Source organism: Psychrobacter sp. JB385 (assembly GCF_900163785.1).
In the GTDB taxonomy this organism is placed as follows: domain Bacteria; phylum Pseudomonadota; class Gammaproteobacteria; order Pseudomonadales; family Moraxellaceae; genus Psychrobacter.
Window position 1 is genome coordinate 856,513 of record NZ_FUKN01000013.1, and the last position, 16,753, is coordinate 873,265.

10 protein-coding genes and 1 tRNA gene are annotated in these 16,753 nt (G+C 41.8%); 8 read left to right on the forward strand and 3 right to left on the reverse strand.

Features of this window, described 5'->3' with window-relative positions; genetic code table 11:
• Nucleotides 1–18 precede the first annotated feature (18 nt).
• The 7 genes from CZ794_RS10815 (at nt 19) to CZ794_RS10845 (ending at nt 10,029) form a co-directional block, all read left to right on the forward strand.
• Complete coding sequence (locus CZ794_RS10815) at nt 19–1,758, forward strand: long-chain-fatty-acid--CoA ligase (RefSeq protein ID WP_087041585.1); 1,740 nt, start codon at nt 19–21, stop codon at nt 1,756–1,758.
• 139 nt (nt 1,759–1,897) lie between these two features.
• Nucleotides 1,898–2,368 (forward strand): thioesterase family protein, encoded by a 471-nt coding sequence (locus tag CZ794_RS10820; protein ID WP_087041586.1) that lies wholly within the window; start codon nt 1,898–1,900, stop codon nt 2,366–2,368.
• A 679-nt stretch (nt 2,369–3,047) separates the two neighbouring features.
• Nucleotides 3,048–4,109 (forward strand): histone deacetylase family protein, encoded by a 1,062-nt coding sequence (locus tag CZ794_RS10825; protein ID WP_087041587.1) that lies wholly within the window; start codon nt 3,048–3,050, stop codon nt 4,107–4,109.
• Nucleotides 4,110–4,177: 68 nt separating this feature from the next.
• Nucleotides 4,178–5,425, forward strand: a complete 1,248-nt coding sequence (locus CZ794_RS10830; RefSeq protein ID WP_087041691.1) for a Zn-dependent hydrolase — start codon at nt 4,178–4,180, stop codon at nt 5,423–5,425.
• Nucleotides 5,426–5,735: 310 nt separating this feature from the next.
• Nucleotides 5,736–7,163, forward strand: coding sequence for a sodium:solute symporter (locus CZ794_RS10835; protein ID WP_087041588.1), 1,428 nt, complete (start codon nt 5,736–5,738; stop codon nt 7,161–7,163).
• Nucleotides 7,164–7,201: 38 nt separating this feature from the next.
• Entirely contained in the window at nt 7,202–8,869 is a 1,668-nt protein-coding gene (locus CZ794_RS10840) for a thiamine pyrophosphate-dependent enzyme (protein WP_087041589.1), read from the forward strand.
• Nucleotides 8,870–9,105: 236 nt separating this feature from the next.
• Nucleotides 9,106–10,029 carry a LysR family transcriptional regulator gene (locus CZ794_RS10845; protein WP_087041590.1) on the forward strand — a complete coding sequence of 308 codons (924 nt, stop codon included), beginning with the start codon at nt 9,106–9,108 and terminating at the stop codon, nt 10,027–10,029.
• Nucleotides 10,030–10,234: 205 nt separating this feature from the next.
• Here CZ794_RS10845 and CZ794_RS10850 read toward each other — a convergent pair.
• The 3 genes from CZ794_RS10850 to CZ794_RS10860 form a co-directional block, all read right to left on the reverse strand.
• Nucleotides 10,235–10,310, reverse strand: a tRNA-Arg gene (locus tag CZ794_RS10850).
• A 70-nt stretch (nt 10,311–10,380) separates the two neighbouring features.
• The gene (locus CZ794_RS10855) at nt 10,381–11,196 is read right to left on the reverse strand and encodes a hypothetical protein (RefSeq protein ID WP_087041591.1); all 816 of its coding nucleotides are present in this window, start codon (nt 11,194–11,196) and stop codon (nt 10,381–10,383) included.
• Between the two features lie 66 nt (nt 11,197–11,262).
• Complete coding sequence (locus tag CZ794_RS10860) at nt 11,263–11,775, reverse strand: hypothetical protein (protein WP_087041592.1); 513 nt, start codon at nt 11,773–11,775, stop codon at nt 11,263–11,265.
• Nucleotides 11,776–12,165: 390 nt separating this feature from the next.
• On the opposite strand from CZ794_RS10860, the gene CZ794_RS10865 reads away from it, so the two are divergent.
• The gene (locus CZ794_RS10865) at nt 12,166–16,698 is read left to right on the forward strand and encodes an exodeoxyribonuclease V subunit gamma (RefSeq protein ID WP_087041593.1); all 4,533 of its coding nucleotides are present in this window, start codon (nt 12,166–12,168) and stop codon (nt 16,696–16,698) included.
• The last annotated feature ends 55 nt before the right edge of the window (nt 16,699–16,753 follow it).

The following is a 16,753-nucleotide window of genomic DNA, read 5'->3' on the forward strand; positions in this document are numbered from 1 at the left end:
TGATCAAGGATGACAATAATGACTTCGATACTTAACCAGCATGAGGATTATCAGCAAGCTCAAGACGCTTATGGTTTTCCTTTAATCATTAAACAACTACTCAATCGTGCCAAGATTGCTTCTACCAATCAAACCATTAGTTACGCTGATAAGGTCACTTATACGTATGCTGAGTTTTTTAAGCGCGTCAACCGTTTGGCAAACGTGCTTAAAACCATAGGTTTGCAAGCTGGTGATGTGGTTGCTGTTATGGATTGGGACAGTCATCGTTACCTTGAAGCCTATTTTGCTGTACCTATGTCTGGCATGATTTTGCAAACGGTCAATGTGCGTCTGGCTGAAGACAAAGTACTGTACACCATCAATCATGCCAAACCGAAAGCGTTGTTGTTAAATGCTGAATTTGAGCCAATGGCAAAAAACTATCGTCAGGATGCACCTTCTATCGAGAAAGTTGTTTGGCTCGATGACACACAGTTTGATAAGACGAAGCTCGACGACACAAAGCTCGATAACACAAAGTATAGCGAATATGAGCCACGAACTGAGCAAGTCAGTATGCCGGATTATGTCGAAGGGGAGTATGAAGCCCTATTAGCTGCGGCCAGTGACGCGTTTGATTTTCCAGATTTTGATGAAAACACCATTGCCACGACATTTTATACCAGTGGCACAACAGGCGACCCAAAAGGTGTCTTTTTTACCCATCGGCAAATCGTATTACAGACGCTGGCAAGTACGCTAGCATCCGCATTAAATGCTGAAGGTCAAGGCGCTCGCTACAATGATGTATACATGCCAATGACACCGCTATTCCATGTGCACGCTTGGTGTTGGCCATATGGAGCAACCATGATAGGACTCAAACAAGTGTATCCGGGACGCTACCTCGCCCCAAGGTTGGTGGACTTAATTGAACAGCACAAGGTGACACTCTCACATGGCGTGCCAGCAATTTTACAGATGTTATTAAAGGAGATGGCTGCGCGAGGACGTAAGTTTGATGGTCTCAAATTATTGTTAGGTGGCTCAAAGCTCAATGAAGGCTTAGCCAAAGCGGCCATTGAAAGCGGTATCGAGTTCATGTCTGGGTTCGGTATGTCAGAATCCTGTCCTGTGTTATCTAGAGCGGTATTTGATGATAAAACGGATTCAATGGAAACGCCAGAGCAGCTTAACTATCGCTGTCTTTCTGGCTCGCCAATCATGCTCGTCTCCATGGAGATATGGGACGAAAATGGCAAGCCTCAACCCATGGATGGTAAATCTACAGGAGAGTTGGTTATTCGAGCGCCTTGGCTGACCCAAAGCTATTTTAAAAACTCAGATGCTGGGAATGAGCTCTGGCAAGGTGGCTGGATGCATACCCAAGATATTGCCAGTATTTCCTCAAGTGGTACGTTGAGTATTACGGATCGGCTAAAAGATGTGATTAAGTCTGGTGGTGAATGGATATCCTCGCTTGAAGTTGAGACTATTTTCTCGTTTCATCCAAGTGTCGCTGATGTGGCAGTAATTGGGATACCAGACGAAAGGTGGGGCGAGAGACCGTTAGCGTTGGTCGTCTTAAAACCTGACTATGTCGATACCAAGGCGGCTGATATTTTAGCGTTAGGCCATCAGGCAGTGGAAAAAGGATATCTGCCAAAGTATGGCGTACCAAACGAAATCAAGTTTTTATCAGAAATGCCAAAAACCAGTGTGGGAAAGCTTGATAAAAAAAGAATGCGGATGATGTGCGCAGAAAAACTGATTTGATTCAAAGAATGCTTCTTAATAATCATACAACCCTCATTTGAGGTTACTGCTTCTTTTAGTAGGTGTATTCATAGGCCAGTTTATACATAGATTTATAAATAGATAGGTACATCTATCGGCATGACGAGACGAGAATAATATGAAGGCTTTAGGTATATTACCAGAAATACAAGAAACGCTTAATAAAGACAAGCGTCACCCTATGCATGGTTTTGCTGCCATTTACTCTCAACAAGTAGAGTGGGGCGATATGGATTCTTTTGGTCATGTCAATAATGTGGTCTATTACACTTACGCTCAAAATGCTCGTATTTACTATAACAGTCAATTGAATTTATTTAATGAAAAGACTTTTTCTGTCATGGCAGCATCGTCTTGTCAGTACTTCAAACCTGTAACTTATCCCGATACCTTATGGATTGGCGTTCGAGTCAAGAAAATTGGCAATGCCAGCTTGATTCATGAATACACTTACTATAGTACGGCTATGAATACTATCGTTGCCAAAGGCGAGTCGGTACTGGTATATCTCGATAAAGAAAGTGGCCAAAAGAAAAATATTGATGAGACTAAAAAAGCGGCGATTATGGCTTTTGATCATGTTACTTAATTTGTTTGGCTGAAACAAACGTCTATAAACAGTTGGGCCTTGCTTATCGTTTTTACAGTCTATTAGAGTAAGTATTTGGCAGTCAAAAGCCCCACGCCGTATAAGGTATGGGGTTTTATGATAATATATAATCAAGGTTTTCTTTCTTCCTGCTTGCGGCGTTGAACAACTTCTAATTATTCTTAGTGTTAGCGCATTCTACAAGCCATACTCAACAAATTATGTCATAGCGTAATTATTCTTCCCTATTCTACTGATACCTCTCTTTACCCATAAGCCAGCTCATGCTGTCCATTATCTATTCTACCTCTGCAATACCAATCTTAAGCACCTAACTAGATCATCACATATACATGCTTGTCCCGATTCGCTCTATGCTGCTAATTGAGTAACACTTGCATTATTACTTCTAATCTATCAGTGTTTTAACGCTAACTTCTGCTTATAAAACTCGCATTACATTTTCCATGATCAATCAAAAGTTATTAGCTGTGCTTATAAATACTATTAATTTATAACGTTTGACTGTGACTTTTCAGCAACATATATTAGAGAAAAACAAGTAAAACCTATTAAATTTAGCTATCTACCATAAGATATAGCCAAATATGCTTCGGTAAGTATATTAGGATTTTTAATACGATTTTTTAAATGCTTTACAAACAAAGGAATGTTCAAAATGAAAATTTACAACCACGAAAATCAAATGCTTCATCATCCGCAAAGCTATTTTTCTCGAGGGAAAATGCGTCAGCCGCAAGAAAAGCCTGAGCGTTTGACTGAGCTTTTAAAAGCACCAGAAGCTCTAAACTTGAAAATTATGATGGCTGACGAGATAGGTATTGCCCCGATTTTAGCAGTGCATGACTTGGGGTACGTGAATTTTTTGAAGAATGCCTATAGTGAGTGGATAGCGGTAGACGAAGACATGGGTGAAGAGGTCCAGACTACTATCTATATGCCAAATAATAATGATGGCTTAGGTATTTTGGCAAAAGCCGCTAAGTATCAAGCGGATGGTAGTGCCCCTATTGGTGAACATTCATGGACGTCTATTTACTGGTCGGCTCAAACGGCACTTAATGCAGCCGAGGCCTTATTGAATGATGCAGATCATCAAAACTCTAATGAGAACAAGGTGCAAATATGTCTAACCAGACCTGCGGGGCATCATGCTCGCAAGAGCGCGGCAGGTGGTTTTTGTTATCTAAATAATGCTGCCATCATCGCTGAACATCTTCGTCAGAAATTTCAAAAAATTGCCATCATAGATACGGATATGCATCACGGTCAGGGCATTCAGGAATTATTCTACGACCGTAATGATGTGTTATATACGTCTGTACATGGCAGTCCTATCAATTTTTACCCAGTCGTCGCAGGTCATGAGCACGAACGAGGTGTAGGGGCGGGCTATGGATATAACATCAACTTTCCGATGCCACATGGCACCGATGAATCTGGATTTTTTCATTACGTCGATCAATCAATCGACGCTCTAAAACTCTTTGACCCAGACGTTATTGTTCATGTATTAGGGTTTGATGTTTATAAAGATGATCCACAAGCCAAATGTCATGTTAGCACCGAAGGCTTCAAGATTTTGGCAGAAAAAATCCAAGCAATAAACAAACCTGTCATTGTGCTGGTCGAAGGAGGATATTGCATAGAAAAGCTCAATGAAAACTTACAAGCTTTCCTCTCTGGGTTTACTGCGGAAAGGACCATCGATAATGACTAGTTGTAGTCAGTGATTGATTGTTTATCGAGCTATCTAACGAAAATAAAACCTTTAGAGGTCAGACTAAAATGATAAAAAATACTGAGATCACTGCCAATGAGAGTCGCTTATGGGCCTCTTTGATGGATATGGCCAAGATTGGTCCAGGTATTGCTGGTGGCAGCAACAGACAGGCGCTAACAGATGAAGATAGTGAAGGTCGTACTCTTTTCAAGAGTTGGTGTGACGCTGAAAATATGGTGGTGAAAATTGATGAGCTTGGTTCTATGTTCGCTTTTAGAGCGGGTACTGATCCAAATGTACGACCCATCATGATAGGTTCTCATCTTGATACGCAGCCTACAGGCGGTAAATATGATGGTATCTTGGGCGTTTTGGCTGGCCTAGAAGTGGTGCGTTCACTCAATGAACATAACATTAAAACTAAACACCCAATCGTTATCGCAAACTGGACAAATGAGGAAGGTTCACGCTTTGCACCTTCCATGATTGCATCAGGCGTCTATGCTGATAAATATGATCTCGAATACGCATACCATTGCAAAGACCCAGACGGCATTAGCATAAAAGATGAGCTAATACGCACAGGCTGGCTCGGCGATATGCCTGTTGGGGAGCCTAAAATACAGGCTTATTATGAATATCATATTGAACAAGGTCCCATCTTAGAAGCAGAAGATAAGTTAATAGGGGTGGTGACGCATGGCCAAGGTTTGGCTGCTCTTGAAGTGACATTGACAGGCAAGGCTGCCCATACTGGCTCGACACCCATGACCATGAGGTCAAACACTTCTTTGGCAATGGCCAAAATAATTCATGTCACCCATGATTTGGTCATGGACAACCAACCCAATACCGCAGTGTCAGTGGGCAAGATTGATGTTTCTCCAAACTCTCGTAATGTGCTTCCGAGCAAGGTGGTATTCACCATAGATATAAGGGCGGCTGCACAAGATAAGTTTGATGAGTTATGTGATCAGATAAAAGCTAAGGTGCATCAAATATCATCGGCGCTCGATGTGAGCTGCTCAATTGAGGTAGTAGGGCACAAAAATCCTGTCGCTTTCGACACTAAGTTATTAAACATCATTCGTAATGCAACCAGTAAGTTGGGCTACTCAAATATTGATATTTGCTCTGGTGCTGGACATGATGCTTTTTGGATAGCAGATGTGGCACCTTCTGCGATGATTATGTGTCCGTGCGTGGATGGTATATCGCACAATGAAGATGAAGAGATTTCCTCTGAATGGGCGATTGCAGGCACGAATGTATTGTTACATGCGGTGTTAGAAACAGCGATTATAGAAAACTGATAGGTAGCATGGGCAGGGCATTCAATCGGTATTTCATGATCGTAAAGTATAGAGGCGCTCTATAAATCAGTAACGCTCCTATGCCCTACAGCATTCATGAATTAGTTTATTTTGATAATGACTCATCGTCTATGAATGCTTGAGTGTGACCGATATAAACATTTATGAGGATAATGGCTCGACTTAATAATATAACAAGGATGTTCAATATAAGAACCTCCCTCCATTCTGAAAGTGGTCAGTTGTTTCGGTATTGATATTGGAGTGATTGTTACTACAGAATATACAACAATCTATAGGGAATTTGATTATGTATAGTTCAAATGAAAGTTTGATTTTAGGTTCTTTAGTAGTGATATATTTCTTATTTTTATTTGGTGTATCGTTTTATATCAATAAGAAAAGTATTAAGACATATGACGATTATAACGTTGCAGGAAGATCCGTATCGATCTTTCCTCTTATTCTAACGTTTGTAGGCACTGCGGTTGGTGGTGCGACGTTATTAGGTTTTATGCAGAATGGCTTTTTATATGGAATGGGACAACAATGGCTAAATTTTGCGATTTTCATATCAGGCGTGCTGATGCTGGCGTTCTTTTTAAAGAGAATTCGGGCAATTGGCGAAAAATATCAAATGGTAACCATTGCAGATTATACGGTTTTAAGATTTGGTGAGGGCGCTAGAATTCCCACAGTGGTCAGTGTTTTGGTTGCCAATAGCTCATTGACCGGAATGCAATTTGCAGCCATTGCCACCATACTTAATTTGACAATGGGATTAAATATAACAACGGGTATTTTAATCAGTTGGGTCTTACTGACGTTAAAAACCTATTACGGTGGAATGAAGTCCGTGATTTGGCAAGATGCCTTTCATGGAACGATACAGACCGTTGGTGTGTTTATCTTGTTTGTAACCGTAATCTTGGCGTCTGGCGGCTTGCAAGCAGTGTCTACACAAGCCGAACTTGCTAATCAGAGTGAATTTTTGAGTATTCTTGGTATCTCGCCTTCAGAAGTGTTTGTTTACCTATTAACCATTGGCGCTTATCAGTTCCTTAGACAGGACTTGTGGCAAAGATTCTGGGCTGCTGGCAGCGCTAAAATAGCCAGAAACGGATATTGGATAGCTGTTGTCTTAGGTGCTGTGACTGCTTTTATGATTATTGCTATCGGTGTTATGGCCCGCTTTGGGTTGAATCTAGGAGACATTGATTCTAGCCTCACTTATTACATAGTGATTGGAGACGTATTTAGTTTTCCAATGATTGTAGTGATGATTATTGCTCTGCTTGCAACAGTCATATCAACAGCCGATTCTTTTTGTATGGCTGGCGCCTCTTCAATTATCAACGATATCATCAAACCAAGATTGCAGGATGGCCCAGACCTTGACAGTCGCTTGTTAAAGTATAGTCGTCTTTCAGTTTTGCTAGTGTCAGTCTTTTCTTTACTGCTAGCGCTATCTATCCCAAAATTGGTTGGTCTATGGGTGACGGGTGCCGCTATGTTGGTGTCAAGTTTGTTAGCACCAGTGATTGCTGGCTTATTCTGGAAAAAAGCGACTCGATTGGGTGGCATAGTGGCCATGTGGGTTGGTTTAATCGTTGCAGTAACTTGGCAAATACTTGGACACCCATTTGGTTTGCATCCGATATTTATTGGTTTCCCAATCTCAGTCTTGTTAGTTATTGTTGTGTCGTTAATGACCAGTGATAACAGTAGTAATATTTAGTAGCTGACAAACTATTTAAAATAATGTGGAGCTAAAAGATGACTAGTTTAAAACATGGCGGTCAAGCAATTGTAGATAGTCTCCAATTACATGGGGTTAATCGTACCTATGTGGTTCCTGGTGAAAGTTATCTATCGGTATTAGATGGATTATATAATGCTGATATCCAAACAATCGTATGTCGACATGAAGCAGCTTGTACCTATATGGCAGATGCCCATGGTAAATTTACGGGTCAGCCTGGTATCGCTATGGTGACTCGTGGACCGGGTGCGGCGCAAGCTTATACTGGTATTCACACGGCTTGGCAAGATGGTGTACCGCTTATATTGTTCATTGGACTTATCCCTGTTTCTGATAGAAACCGAGAGTCGTTCCAAGAATTTGACCCGAATCAGTGGTTTGGCAGTCAATGTAAGCGCGTATTAATATTAAATGAAGTGTCAAGAGCCTCTGAGATTGTCGCAAAAGCATTTCATGCGGCGTTAGAGGGTAGACCGGGTCCTGTGGTTGTCGGACTGCCTGAAGATATTATCAAACAAGAATTCCATGGGCAATTGCATCCGGTGATTCCCATCGCTGAAGGTGCGGTAAGTGATGACAAGCTTGATATAGTAGTGAATGCATTATCCATTGCCAAAAAGCCGCTGATTTTTGCAGGAGGGCAAAATTGGACGACAGAGGCTTCTGCTCAGCTAACGAAGTTTGCCGAAGACAACGCCATTCCTGTTATTCATGACTGGCGCGCCTCAGATAGAGTGGCTTTTGACTCTCCTGCCCATGCAGGTTACCTAGGTTATGGGCGCTCGGAGGACTGTGCCGCATTGATTGAAGACGCCGATATAGTGCTGACGATAGGTACCGTATTAGGGGACGTTGCTAGTGATGGTTATAAATTGCGCCAGTCCTTTGACAAGCCTAATTATGTTGTTAATCTAGATACAAGCTTGCGTGGTCATAGTGGTTCAGTGACTGAGCATATCGTCGCTAGTCCTATTAGCTTTATCAAAGCAATCAGCCAAGCATCGCTGGCAAGTTCAGCGTCGCGTGAGATTTGGTTTAACTATTGTCATGAGCAGCAAAGAAAAGATTGTGCTTTTCCAGAAATACTCGTAACAACTGATAGTGCTGAGCAAACAAATACTGATCAGACATACGCCAGCATGACTTTGGTGATGAAAGAGCTGGTAAAAATCCTTCCAAAAGATGCCGTATATAGCTTTGGTGCAGGTAATCATTGCCTATGGGCACAGAAGTTTTTACCAACGCATATTTTTCCAAGTCAGTTGAGTAGTAGAAATGGGGCAATGGGCTATAGTGTGCCGGCAGGTATCGCAGCTGCATTAGAGTCGCCTGAACGTTTATCGATAGTGGTTACTGGTGATGGCGAGTTTATGATGAATGAGGCGGAGCTCTCCACATCCACTCGTTATGATGCGCCTGTTTTAATTGTCTTAATGGACAATCAGCAATTTGGTACCATTCGCCAACATCAAGAAGCGCATTATCCAGATCGAGTGTCTGGCACTCAGTTGCAGAACCCAGATTTTGCAGCACTCGCCAATGCTTTTGGGGCACATGGTATACGAATTGATAATAACAAAGATATCGCAACTAGTGTGACCGATGCATTGAGAATCGTCACAAAAGAGCGTAAGACCGTATTGCTGCATGTGATTACAGATCCTGATGAGCTAACACCTTAGCTATCCATTAGCTTGTCGTGACAAGGAAGGATCATGACAAGCCATACAATAAATAAGCATTTATACTGGCCCATTATCTCTAGCTGTATTGTATTATAGACTGAGGACAATAATGAAAGGCGCTAAAAAATTAGCGGTTAAATACGTATCGCAGAGACTGAGCCTGACGTATTTTTGGCAGACCTTTCATGTTAATTGGTTATCAATATATTTAGAATATAAGTGCTGAAATTACCATGATACAACGGAAATTAGCAGACAATTTAAACTGGACATTACTGCACGTATTAATTGCTATATGCGAAGAGGGGAGTATTAGTGCGGCGGCTGATCGTCTCAATATTACCCAATCTGCTGTTAGTCAAAGTCTCAAAAAGCTTGAAGAGCAACTCGAAAGCCAGCTTGTTATTCGTAATACCAAGCCGCTGGAGCTTACACCGATTGGTCGCTATTGTCTTCAAGTGGCTCAAACAATATTCACTGAGATTACGTCTATTGAAGCGATGAAAGGTACTAACTTACATCTATTGGAAGGTCATATTAAACTGTTGGTTGCTAGTCGACTGCACAATCCAAAATATAATGATTTTTTAGTCTATTTCAAAAAAAAGTATCCAAATATTACGCTAGATTTGACGGTCAAATCTAGTATGGATATTTTAAATGATTTAAAGCAAAAAAATCCCGCTATTGGTATTTGTTTAGCAAAGCATACATCCGATACACTCAATCAAAAGATGCTCTTCAATCAACGTTATTATCTATATTGTGGCTATCACCATCCTTTATTTTCGGTGAAGGAATTGAGTTTTAGTAATATATTAGAAGAAAATTTTATTGCATTTAATAGCGAAGCGATTGGTGATGTTCTCTCGCCAATAATGTTATTTAAAGAAGCCCATGATTTTACTGGCCATGTTAGTGCTTATACAAATAATTTAGATGAGCTGGTTCGATTGATTTACACAGGATATGGTATAGGCGCTTTGCCAGATCAGTTTGTTGCTGCGACTCATCTCGCATCTAAGCTTAGACGCCTGCCCCCAAGTGATGGGATTGCGGACATACCTATATATATTTTCTGGCACAAGCATCGCGCTTTGTCCGCTATTGAAGCCAAATTTATCGAGGAAATTATAGAATTTGATGTGTCTCTTTGATAGATATTCTATAAAGAGCATACTATCTGATTTAAAATGAAATGGTGGATGGTAACAGGTGTGTCTTGAATGGTGATTATCATTGATTATTATGTTCGGTCGTTAGCTTGGATGACATCTATCATTGTTTTTTGTTCACTGTCTTCTGATGGAGAATAAAAAACCCCATAACGTATAGGCTATGGGGTTATATGATACTAATTGATGGTGCGCCCACAGGGACTTGAACCCCGATCGGTCGCTTAGGAGGCAACTGCTCTATCCTGTTAAGCTATAGGCGCACTATGGAGTGACATTGTAGGAAAAAGCCATCATAAAAGCAATCCACAAAGCCCAAATAGAGGCAATTTATCATGGTTTGCCGTTACTAAGAGCATCAGCGACGTCTACAGAAGTCTCATTTGATGGTTTTTCTGATGAGGTGGTTGGACTAAACAAATCATTAACACTGTTTTTATAACCTTCGATATTATTATAGTCATGTTTTTTTAATATATCTTGCCCCGCACTAGAAAGTAAGAAATTACGAAAATTAATCGCAGCAGTGTTATCAGTCAAAATAACACCTTCAAGCATTTGATCGCCTTTGAGCGCATAGCTATAGGAATTTAGTGTGCGAGTATCGGTATGATTATCATCACCTATTTCCATATCCGTGCTATCTTCAATAATTGAGTCTTTATTATCTTCAACAATTTGACTGCTATCAGATTTGTTTTGGTTGATTTTATCTTGAGCCGCCTTTAGCTCTGCCTGTAAAGGCGCTAGTTGTTTTTTGGGTAGACTACTGTTTGAAATAATCATGTCTGTACTGACAATGAAGTCTGAGTTCACTTCATTGCTAAAAGCGTCATCAGACAGGGTTAGTAAAGTACGAGAAGGCACGTAGTTTGCCTCAACCTTGATGCTTGGATAACGTGATTCAAAACGGATAATGACCTCGTCTAACGCCTCTTGTAAGCTTTTTTCGGCTTGTATATGTAACATACTATCGGAGGTAGGCGTTTCGCTATCGTCTTCAGCGATTACCTTAGGTTCGTTTTCACTAGCCATGATAGGCAGTGGATTGGTATTTTTACGGTTATTAACCCATAACCAAGTGAAGAGAGCAATACAAAGTATCAACAGTAAAATTAGTCCAGCTATCAGTAGCTTGTAGTCTTTCATATGTGACCGATCTTCTGTTCGTGAGTGATTCAAAGGTGACGTGAGACACGTGACCTGTTATTTAATTTAAAGCGGTTGATGCAGCACTTCATCAGTTAACTCTGCCAACATTTCTGCAAAAACGTCCTTTTTTACAGCAGGTACGTCACCTTGATTGCCCGTATGATTGCTTTCACCAATCTCAGCGGGAGAGGCGTTTGAAGAGGAAATCGGTTGGCTGTCAATCGCTTTTACAGATGCTTGATGGGCTGCTAGTGGCGACTGTCCTTTCATGAGCTTATCTTTAAGCCATTTAAAACCATGGGTCTCCCACCATGCTTCGAAGCGTGGTAATGTGCTGCCATGCACTGCCATAGGCAAATTTAACGTCCGCAATTTTTGTGACAATATAGGATCGCTAATGGCTTGGTGAATACTGAGGTAAAGCCCACTGCTGTCATCGGTATAGAGGCGCTTATTTTGCCATGATCTGTCATCGATTTTCATACGCGGCAGCTGCCATAACTCGCCACGATAATACACCACGTATACGCGTTGTTTTGGATGTACAAAAATAGCATCAATGGGGCGTAAAAGCATAATGTTAATTCATTCCGTGAATGATAAAAGTTAAGTTTATGTAATGTGTTGGAAATCAATTCAAAGGGCAGTGGTCTTCTTTCTTTTTTTAGTAGCTATGAATAGAACCATAAAACGACACTCATCGTCGCAAGTTATTATAATCCTGACATCTACACTAGTAAACGATAACCATCAATGGCACACTGAGACTGCCATTATTTATATTCATAAATAGTATGCTAGCAGAAATGCAACACGGTCACGACTGTCAAATATGTATTGATGAGTACGGTTTGTGGCTTGATTTTAGTCTCCTCGCTACCCTTAATTTCAGATTTTTTTGTCTTTTTTGCTTTAATTTGTGTTTGTCGGTCTTATTATCCTACTACTCCAATCAGATTATCCGCTATGTTTACCATTATTCAGTCGCACCGTACCGAAAAACTCGTCGATCAATTGCTTGTGCAATATCAGTCAAAGAACCAATCTGTGTTCGAGCCTTTTATTGTCATTGTGCCTTCTATGGTATTGGGTGACTGGTTGGACAAGACGATTGCCAGTCGTGCTGGCATTAGTACGTTGGTGCGTACCAAATTTTGGGGTCAATATCAGTGGACGCTGATGCAGGACGTGCTAAGTCGCCATAATGACTATGTGTTAGAGCATAACCCTGAGATGGCTGTGTTAAATGTGCCTGAAGTTGCCGTATTATCGCCAACAGTGATGCAGTGGCGACTGTTTGGATATCTGACTTATTATCAAGAGTTGATTGTCAAAAATGAAGCGCATCCTGTACATCCGCTACTAGCCTCTTTGATTGATGAGCCAAAAGAAAATGGGCAACAAGACGCGCCACAGTCAGACATGGTACAACCAGATAAGGCGCAACAAGATGCGCGTATTTGGCAGCTGGCCAGTGATTTGGCTAGAGTGTTTAACCGTTACTTAACTCATCGTGAGGATTGGCTGGCGTTATGGTCACATAATAAGCCACTGAATGTAGATGCACTGATCGCAGACAAAGACGCGTTATCATTGCGCTTTGACAAATATGCGCGCGGTACGCCTGAATGGTTGGTGGAGCATTATGTGGAGCTGGAAGCTGCGCAGCGATTCTTATGGTCGCATTTGTTTGCTGATGTTCATCAGCACCGTGTGACCATTGAGGACAACTTTTGGTCAGCTTTGAAGCACAATCAGGCAAATGAGCGTGATCAATTGCCTAAGGTATTGCGCATTTTTACCATTCAACAATTGCCTCAGACTGAGCTTGATTTTTTACAGCGCTTATCGCAATACATGGACATCACCTTATTACACTACAATCCCTCAAAGCTATTTTGGGCAGATATCGTCGATAAGTCGTGGTTACAGCGTCAACAAATTATCAATCCTGAAAGTGTGTTTTTACGCGATTATGGTCACAGCTTGCTGTCACGTTTGGGCAAACAGTCTCGTGATACCTTTGCCATGCTTGCCAATCTATCAGGTAATGAGCAGTACCAAGAGGCGCTTGTAGAATGGCAAGACAATTTTGATGATGGGTTTGGTGATGAGACTGATCAAGGTGTTAATGACAATATCTATAATAATGATGACACTTATCAGCAGACGCAACATAGCCCAAGCTTATTGCGACGTTTGCAAAACGATGTATTGATGTTGGATGAGCAATCAACACAACAAGCGACAGCGGCAAAAGTGTCAGAAGCGGTCAGTCAGCAAATTGAGTTGGGCTTTGAGCAAGAAGCGTCAGATACGCCTTGGTACGACGATGAGGTGCTAGAAAATAAACGCTTTGAAAAGGATCGTTTTTGGGACATATCGTCGCAAGATAATAGCCTAAGCATTCATTCATGCCATAATTTACAACGTCAGCTTGAAGTGCTGCGTATCATGATTGGGCGCTGGCTCAACGAACCCACTAAACCCAATGAAAAAAAACGCCACATATCTGACATTGTGGTGTTGCTACCCGATGTTGAGCGCCATCATGCACTCATTGGATCTATATTCGTCAGTGGTAAAGGTCAAGATGGTTTGACTCTGCCTGCAAAGGTAACGGGTGTTGTCGATACTGATATTCGTCAGTTATGGGAAGCCATTATCGGGTTCTACAAATTATTAGGCAGTCATAGCGCCCGTTTTGAAGCAGCTGAGGTTTTAGACTGGCTGATGTTGCCGCCTTTGTTTGAAAGCTTTGGCCTGACTCATGAGCAAATGAGCCGTGGTTGCGATTTATTGATAGAAGCAGGTTTTATCCGCGGGTTTGATGAGCGACACCTCAAGCAAACCTTAGACGCTAATGACTACGATTATCGCTTTAGTTTTGCTCAAGCATTAGACAGATTGGCTTTAGGACTGGTGATGCCAGAGGCCAGTTTGAGCGATTGTTTATATCCTTTACATGAAGATGATTGGGCGAATACAGCAATGCCTGAGATGAGTTTGCCGTTGCCACAAGTGAGCCTAAATGACGCGATGATTGTAGAGGCCCTTAGCCGTATCTATATAGGTTTGGTTGAGCGGCGTGACGATCATACACAAAGAATGAAAGCCGAAGACTGGCTCGATCAGATTGAGACGCAAGTGATCCATCGTTACTTTGGCGATGTCGATCAGACGCGGACGATGCGCGCCATATATAACGCCATGAACGGCTTTAAGTCAAGTTTGCGCGCCAATCGTCATTATAGACAGTATTCTAGTGGTGATAGTGCTAATCAAGAAGTTGAGCAAAGGCTGGCAGGTGTTGAGCAGCTACCATTAAAGCTAAGCTTTATGTTAGACAGTATCGAGGACGAGTTAGAAAGTCAGCAAGTTAGTGCTGAGCCAACGGGCGTGATTACGTTTGGTCGATTTGGCGCACTTAGGAACGTGCCTTTTGAATTGGTTGTCATGCTTAACATGGATCTCTCTGAGTTTCCTGCGCGTGACCGTGATAATCGATATGACTTGATTAAAGCCACTAATGCTCGTCGCGGTGATAGAGTCAGTGAAGATGATGACAATGGCGCATTTTTGGATGCGCTGCTATGTGCACGTAGTGCGTGCTGGATATTTTATAATGGTCAAAGCCTAACGGATACGCATGAGCACTTACCAGCCAATCCAGTCAGTGAGTTGCTACAGTTTTTGCAGGGTGAAGTACAGTGGCAAGTAAATTCGCTTGAAACCTTGCCTGAAAATATCGATCCAACGACTGAGAGTCTCAAACGCTATTTACCTAAATTGATTAAACAATGGCTGGTGACTGAGCATCCAGCACTGCCTTTTCATCGTAGCCTGTTTGAGACAGACGTGGAAGACGATGGTGAGCAGGAAGTCCAGAGTAACGCATCTGTCAGTGAGGGTCAGTCCACTGTTGACGCTCATGATCATCATTTCGTCACAGTATCCGATGAACTAGATACTTTATTAAATAAAGCCATGCGTAAAACCAAATTGGCACAAAAAAAACAATTTCCACCCGCGCCATTATGGCAGGCTGTGTTCAACACCTTAAACGGTAGAGTAGCTAGTGAGCACGCGCAATTGGTTGGCTTACCAAATAGAGCACAGTACGAAGCAATCGCGACGATGCTTGGTCAAGGCATTGGTCAATTGGGAAAAATAGATGACCAGACTTTGTCTGTATTGACTGATATGTTAGCGCTAGATCATATTCCTGATGTCAATAGTACGACTAAAGTGCTTGCTGATACCTTATTTGATATTGGAGAGATAGATATCGAAGGAGGGTTGGTCTATCAGGTACGTCACCCTGCCAAAGCATTTTTACGTACTCAAAAAGTGCATGTGGTACAAGGCGAAGAAGCGATGGCGTATCAAGAGCCGTTATTTTTGGATAATCTGACGACTTATCAGATCAAAGAGCATTTGATTCAGTCATTGGTGGCCGATGCAACTGCGTCAAGTGAGGGTGATGTATCCATTGAAAACGCCAACGCCACTATGATGTATCAAAAAATGATACCAGCAGGGGTGGCTCGCCAAACCACCATACCTAACCAAAAGCAAAAATTACAACAGCAATGTGCCGAATTTAGAGAACAACTAATTGCTAATGGATTCGATGGTCTCAGCATGGGCGATGATTACGATGAGTCATTAGAGAGCAATGGTTTGCAGCTGCTTACCCCAACGATAGAAAAACCTGTTGAAGTCAGAGATTTGGCAATACTCTTAAATGCGAGCCATCATCAATCAGACAGCGATTCAAATTGTCAGGCAACAATAGAAACATGGCGTACACTACTGCCTACTTCTATTAAAATAAAAGGCTCAGTACCGATATTAGTGCCCGTGTCAGCACCGTCATCAGTATTGACAGACACGGATAACCAGCCAAACCTGTCTTATGCTGAGCAATCCCCCAAGCAGTGGTTAAATATCTTACCCAACTCAGCCAGTCCCAGACACTTACTCAAGTTTTGGTTATCGCATTTATATTGGCAAGTCGCCAGACGCACCACTACTGAACAAGTGGCATTGAATGATGGTGTCAGCATTTGGCGCTTTAATAAACCCAGCTCACAAGTGGATAGTTATAAAAATGCGATGACATTTAGACTAAGTCCTATTGTGTATGAAGATGCTGTCATTGAGCTGATCAAGTGGGCGATTTTTGGCAATCTGTCAGGACAAGTACCGATTACACTATTGCCTGAGTATGCACTCAGTTACCTTGGTAAGTGCGCAAAAGCTGAAGAAAATGAGAGCACAACTGAGCGTTATTGGCCAAAACGAGCAGATTTTTCTGACTGGTTAAGGCCTAGCTATCATTCAGACGCGGTATACGATACTTGCGCGCAACATGCCATTTGGCAGTATCTATTGCGTGATCAAGATGCTTTTAAGGCGCTATCAGGGGCATTGACCACTTTGGCGCAACCACTGTATGAGCCGATGTTTTCTGCATTAAGCGGTTTAGATAATTAGCTAGCATAAGTTTATTTCGCCCAATTCATTTTGCTTAATTTTTTTTGACCTCATA

Bases quoted from the DNA above. Each gene is read 5' to 3' on its own strand.
- CZ794_RS10815 (WP_087041585.1), top strand. From the start codon at position 19: ATGACTTCGATACTTAACCAGCATGAGGATTATCAGCAAGCTCAAGAC.
- CZ794_RS10820 (WP_087041586.1), top strand. From the start codon at position 1,898: ATGAAGGCTTTAGGTATATTACCAGAAATACAAGAAACGCTTAATAAA.
- CZ794_RS10825 (WP_087041587.1), top strand. From the start codon at position 3,048: ATGAAAATTTACAACCACGAAAATCAAATGCTTCATCATCCGCAAAGC.
- CZ794_RS10830 (WP_087041691.1), top strand. From the start codon at position 4,178: ATGATAAAAAATACTGAGATCACTGCCAATGAGAGTCGCTTATGGGCC.
- CZ794_RS10835 (WP_087041588.1), top strand. From the start codon at position 5,736: ATGTATAGTTCAAATGAAAGTTTGATTTTAGGTTCTTTAGTAGTGATA.
- CZ794_RS10840 (WP_087041589.1), top strand. From the start codon at position 7,202: ATGACTAGTTTAAAACATGGCGGTCAAGCAATTGTAGATAGTCTCCAA.
- CZ794_RS10845 (WP_087041590.1), top strand. From the start codon at position 9,106: ATGATACAACGGAAATTAGCAGACAATTTAAACTGGACATTACTGCAC.
- CZ794_RS10855 (WP_087041591.1), bottom strand. From the start codon at position 11,196: ATGAAAGACTACAAGCTACTGATAGCTGGACTAATTTTACTGTTGATA.
- CZ794_RS10860 (WP_087041592.1), bottom strand. From the start codon at position 11,775: ATGCTTTTACGCCCCATTGATGCTATTTTTGTACATCCAAAACAACGC.
- CZ794_RS10865 (WP_087041593.1), top strand. From the start codon at position 12,166: ATGTTTACCATTATTCAGTCGCACCGTACCGAAAAACTCGTCGATCAA.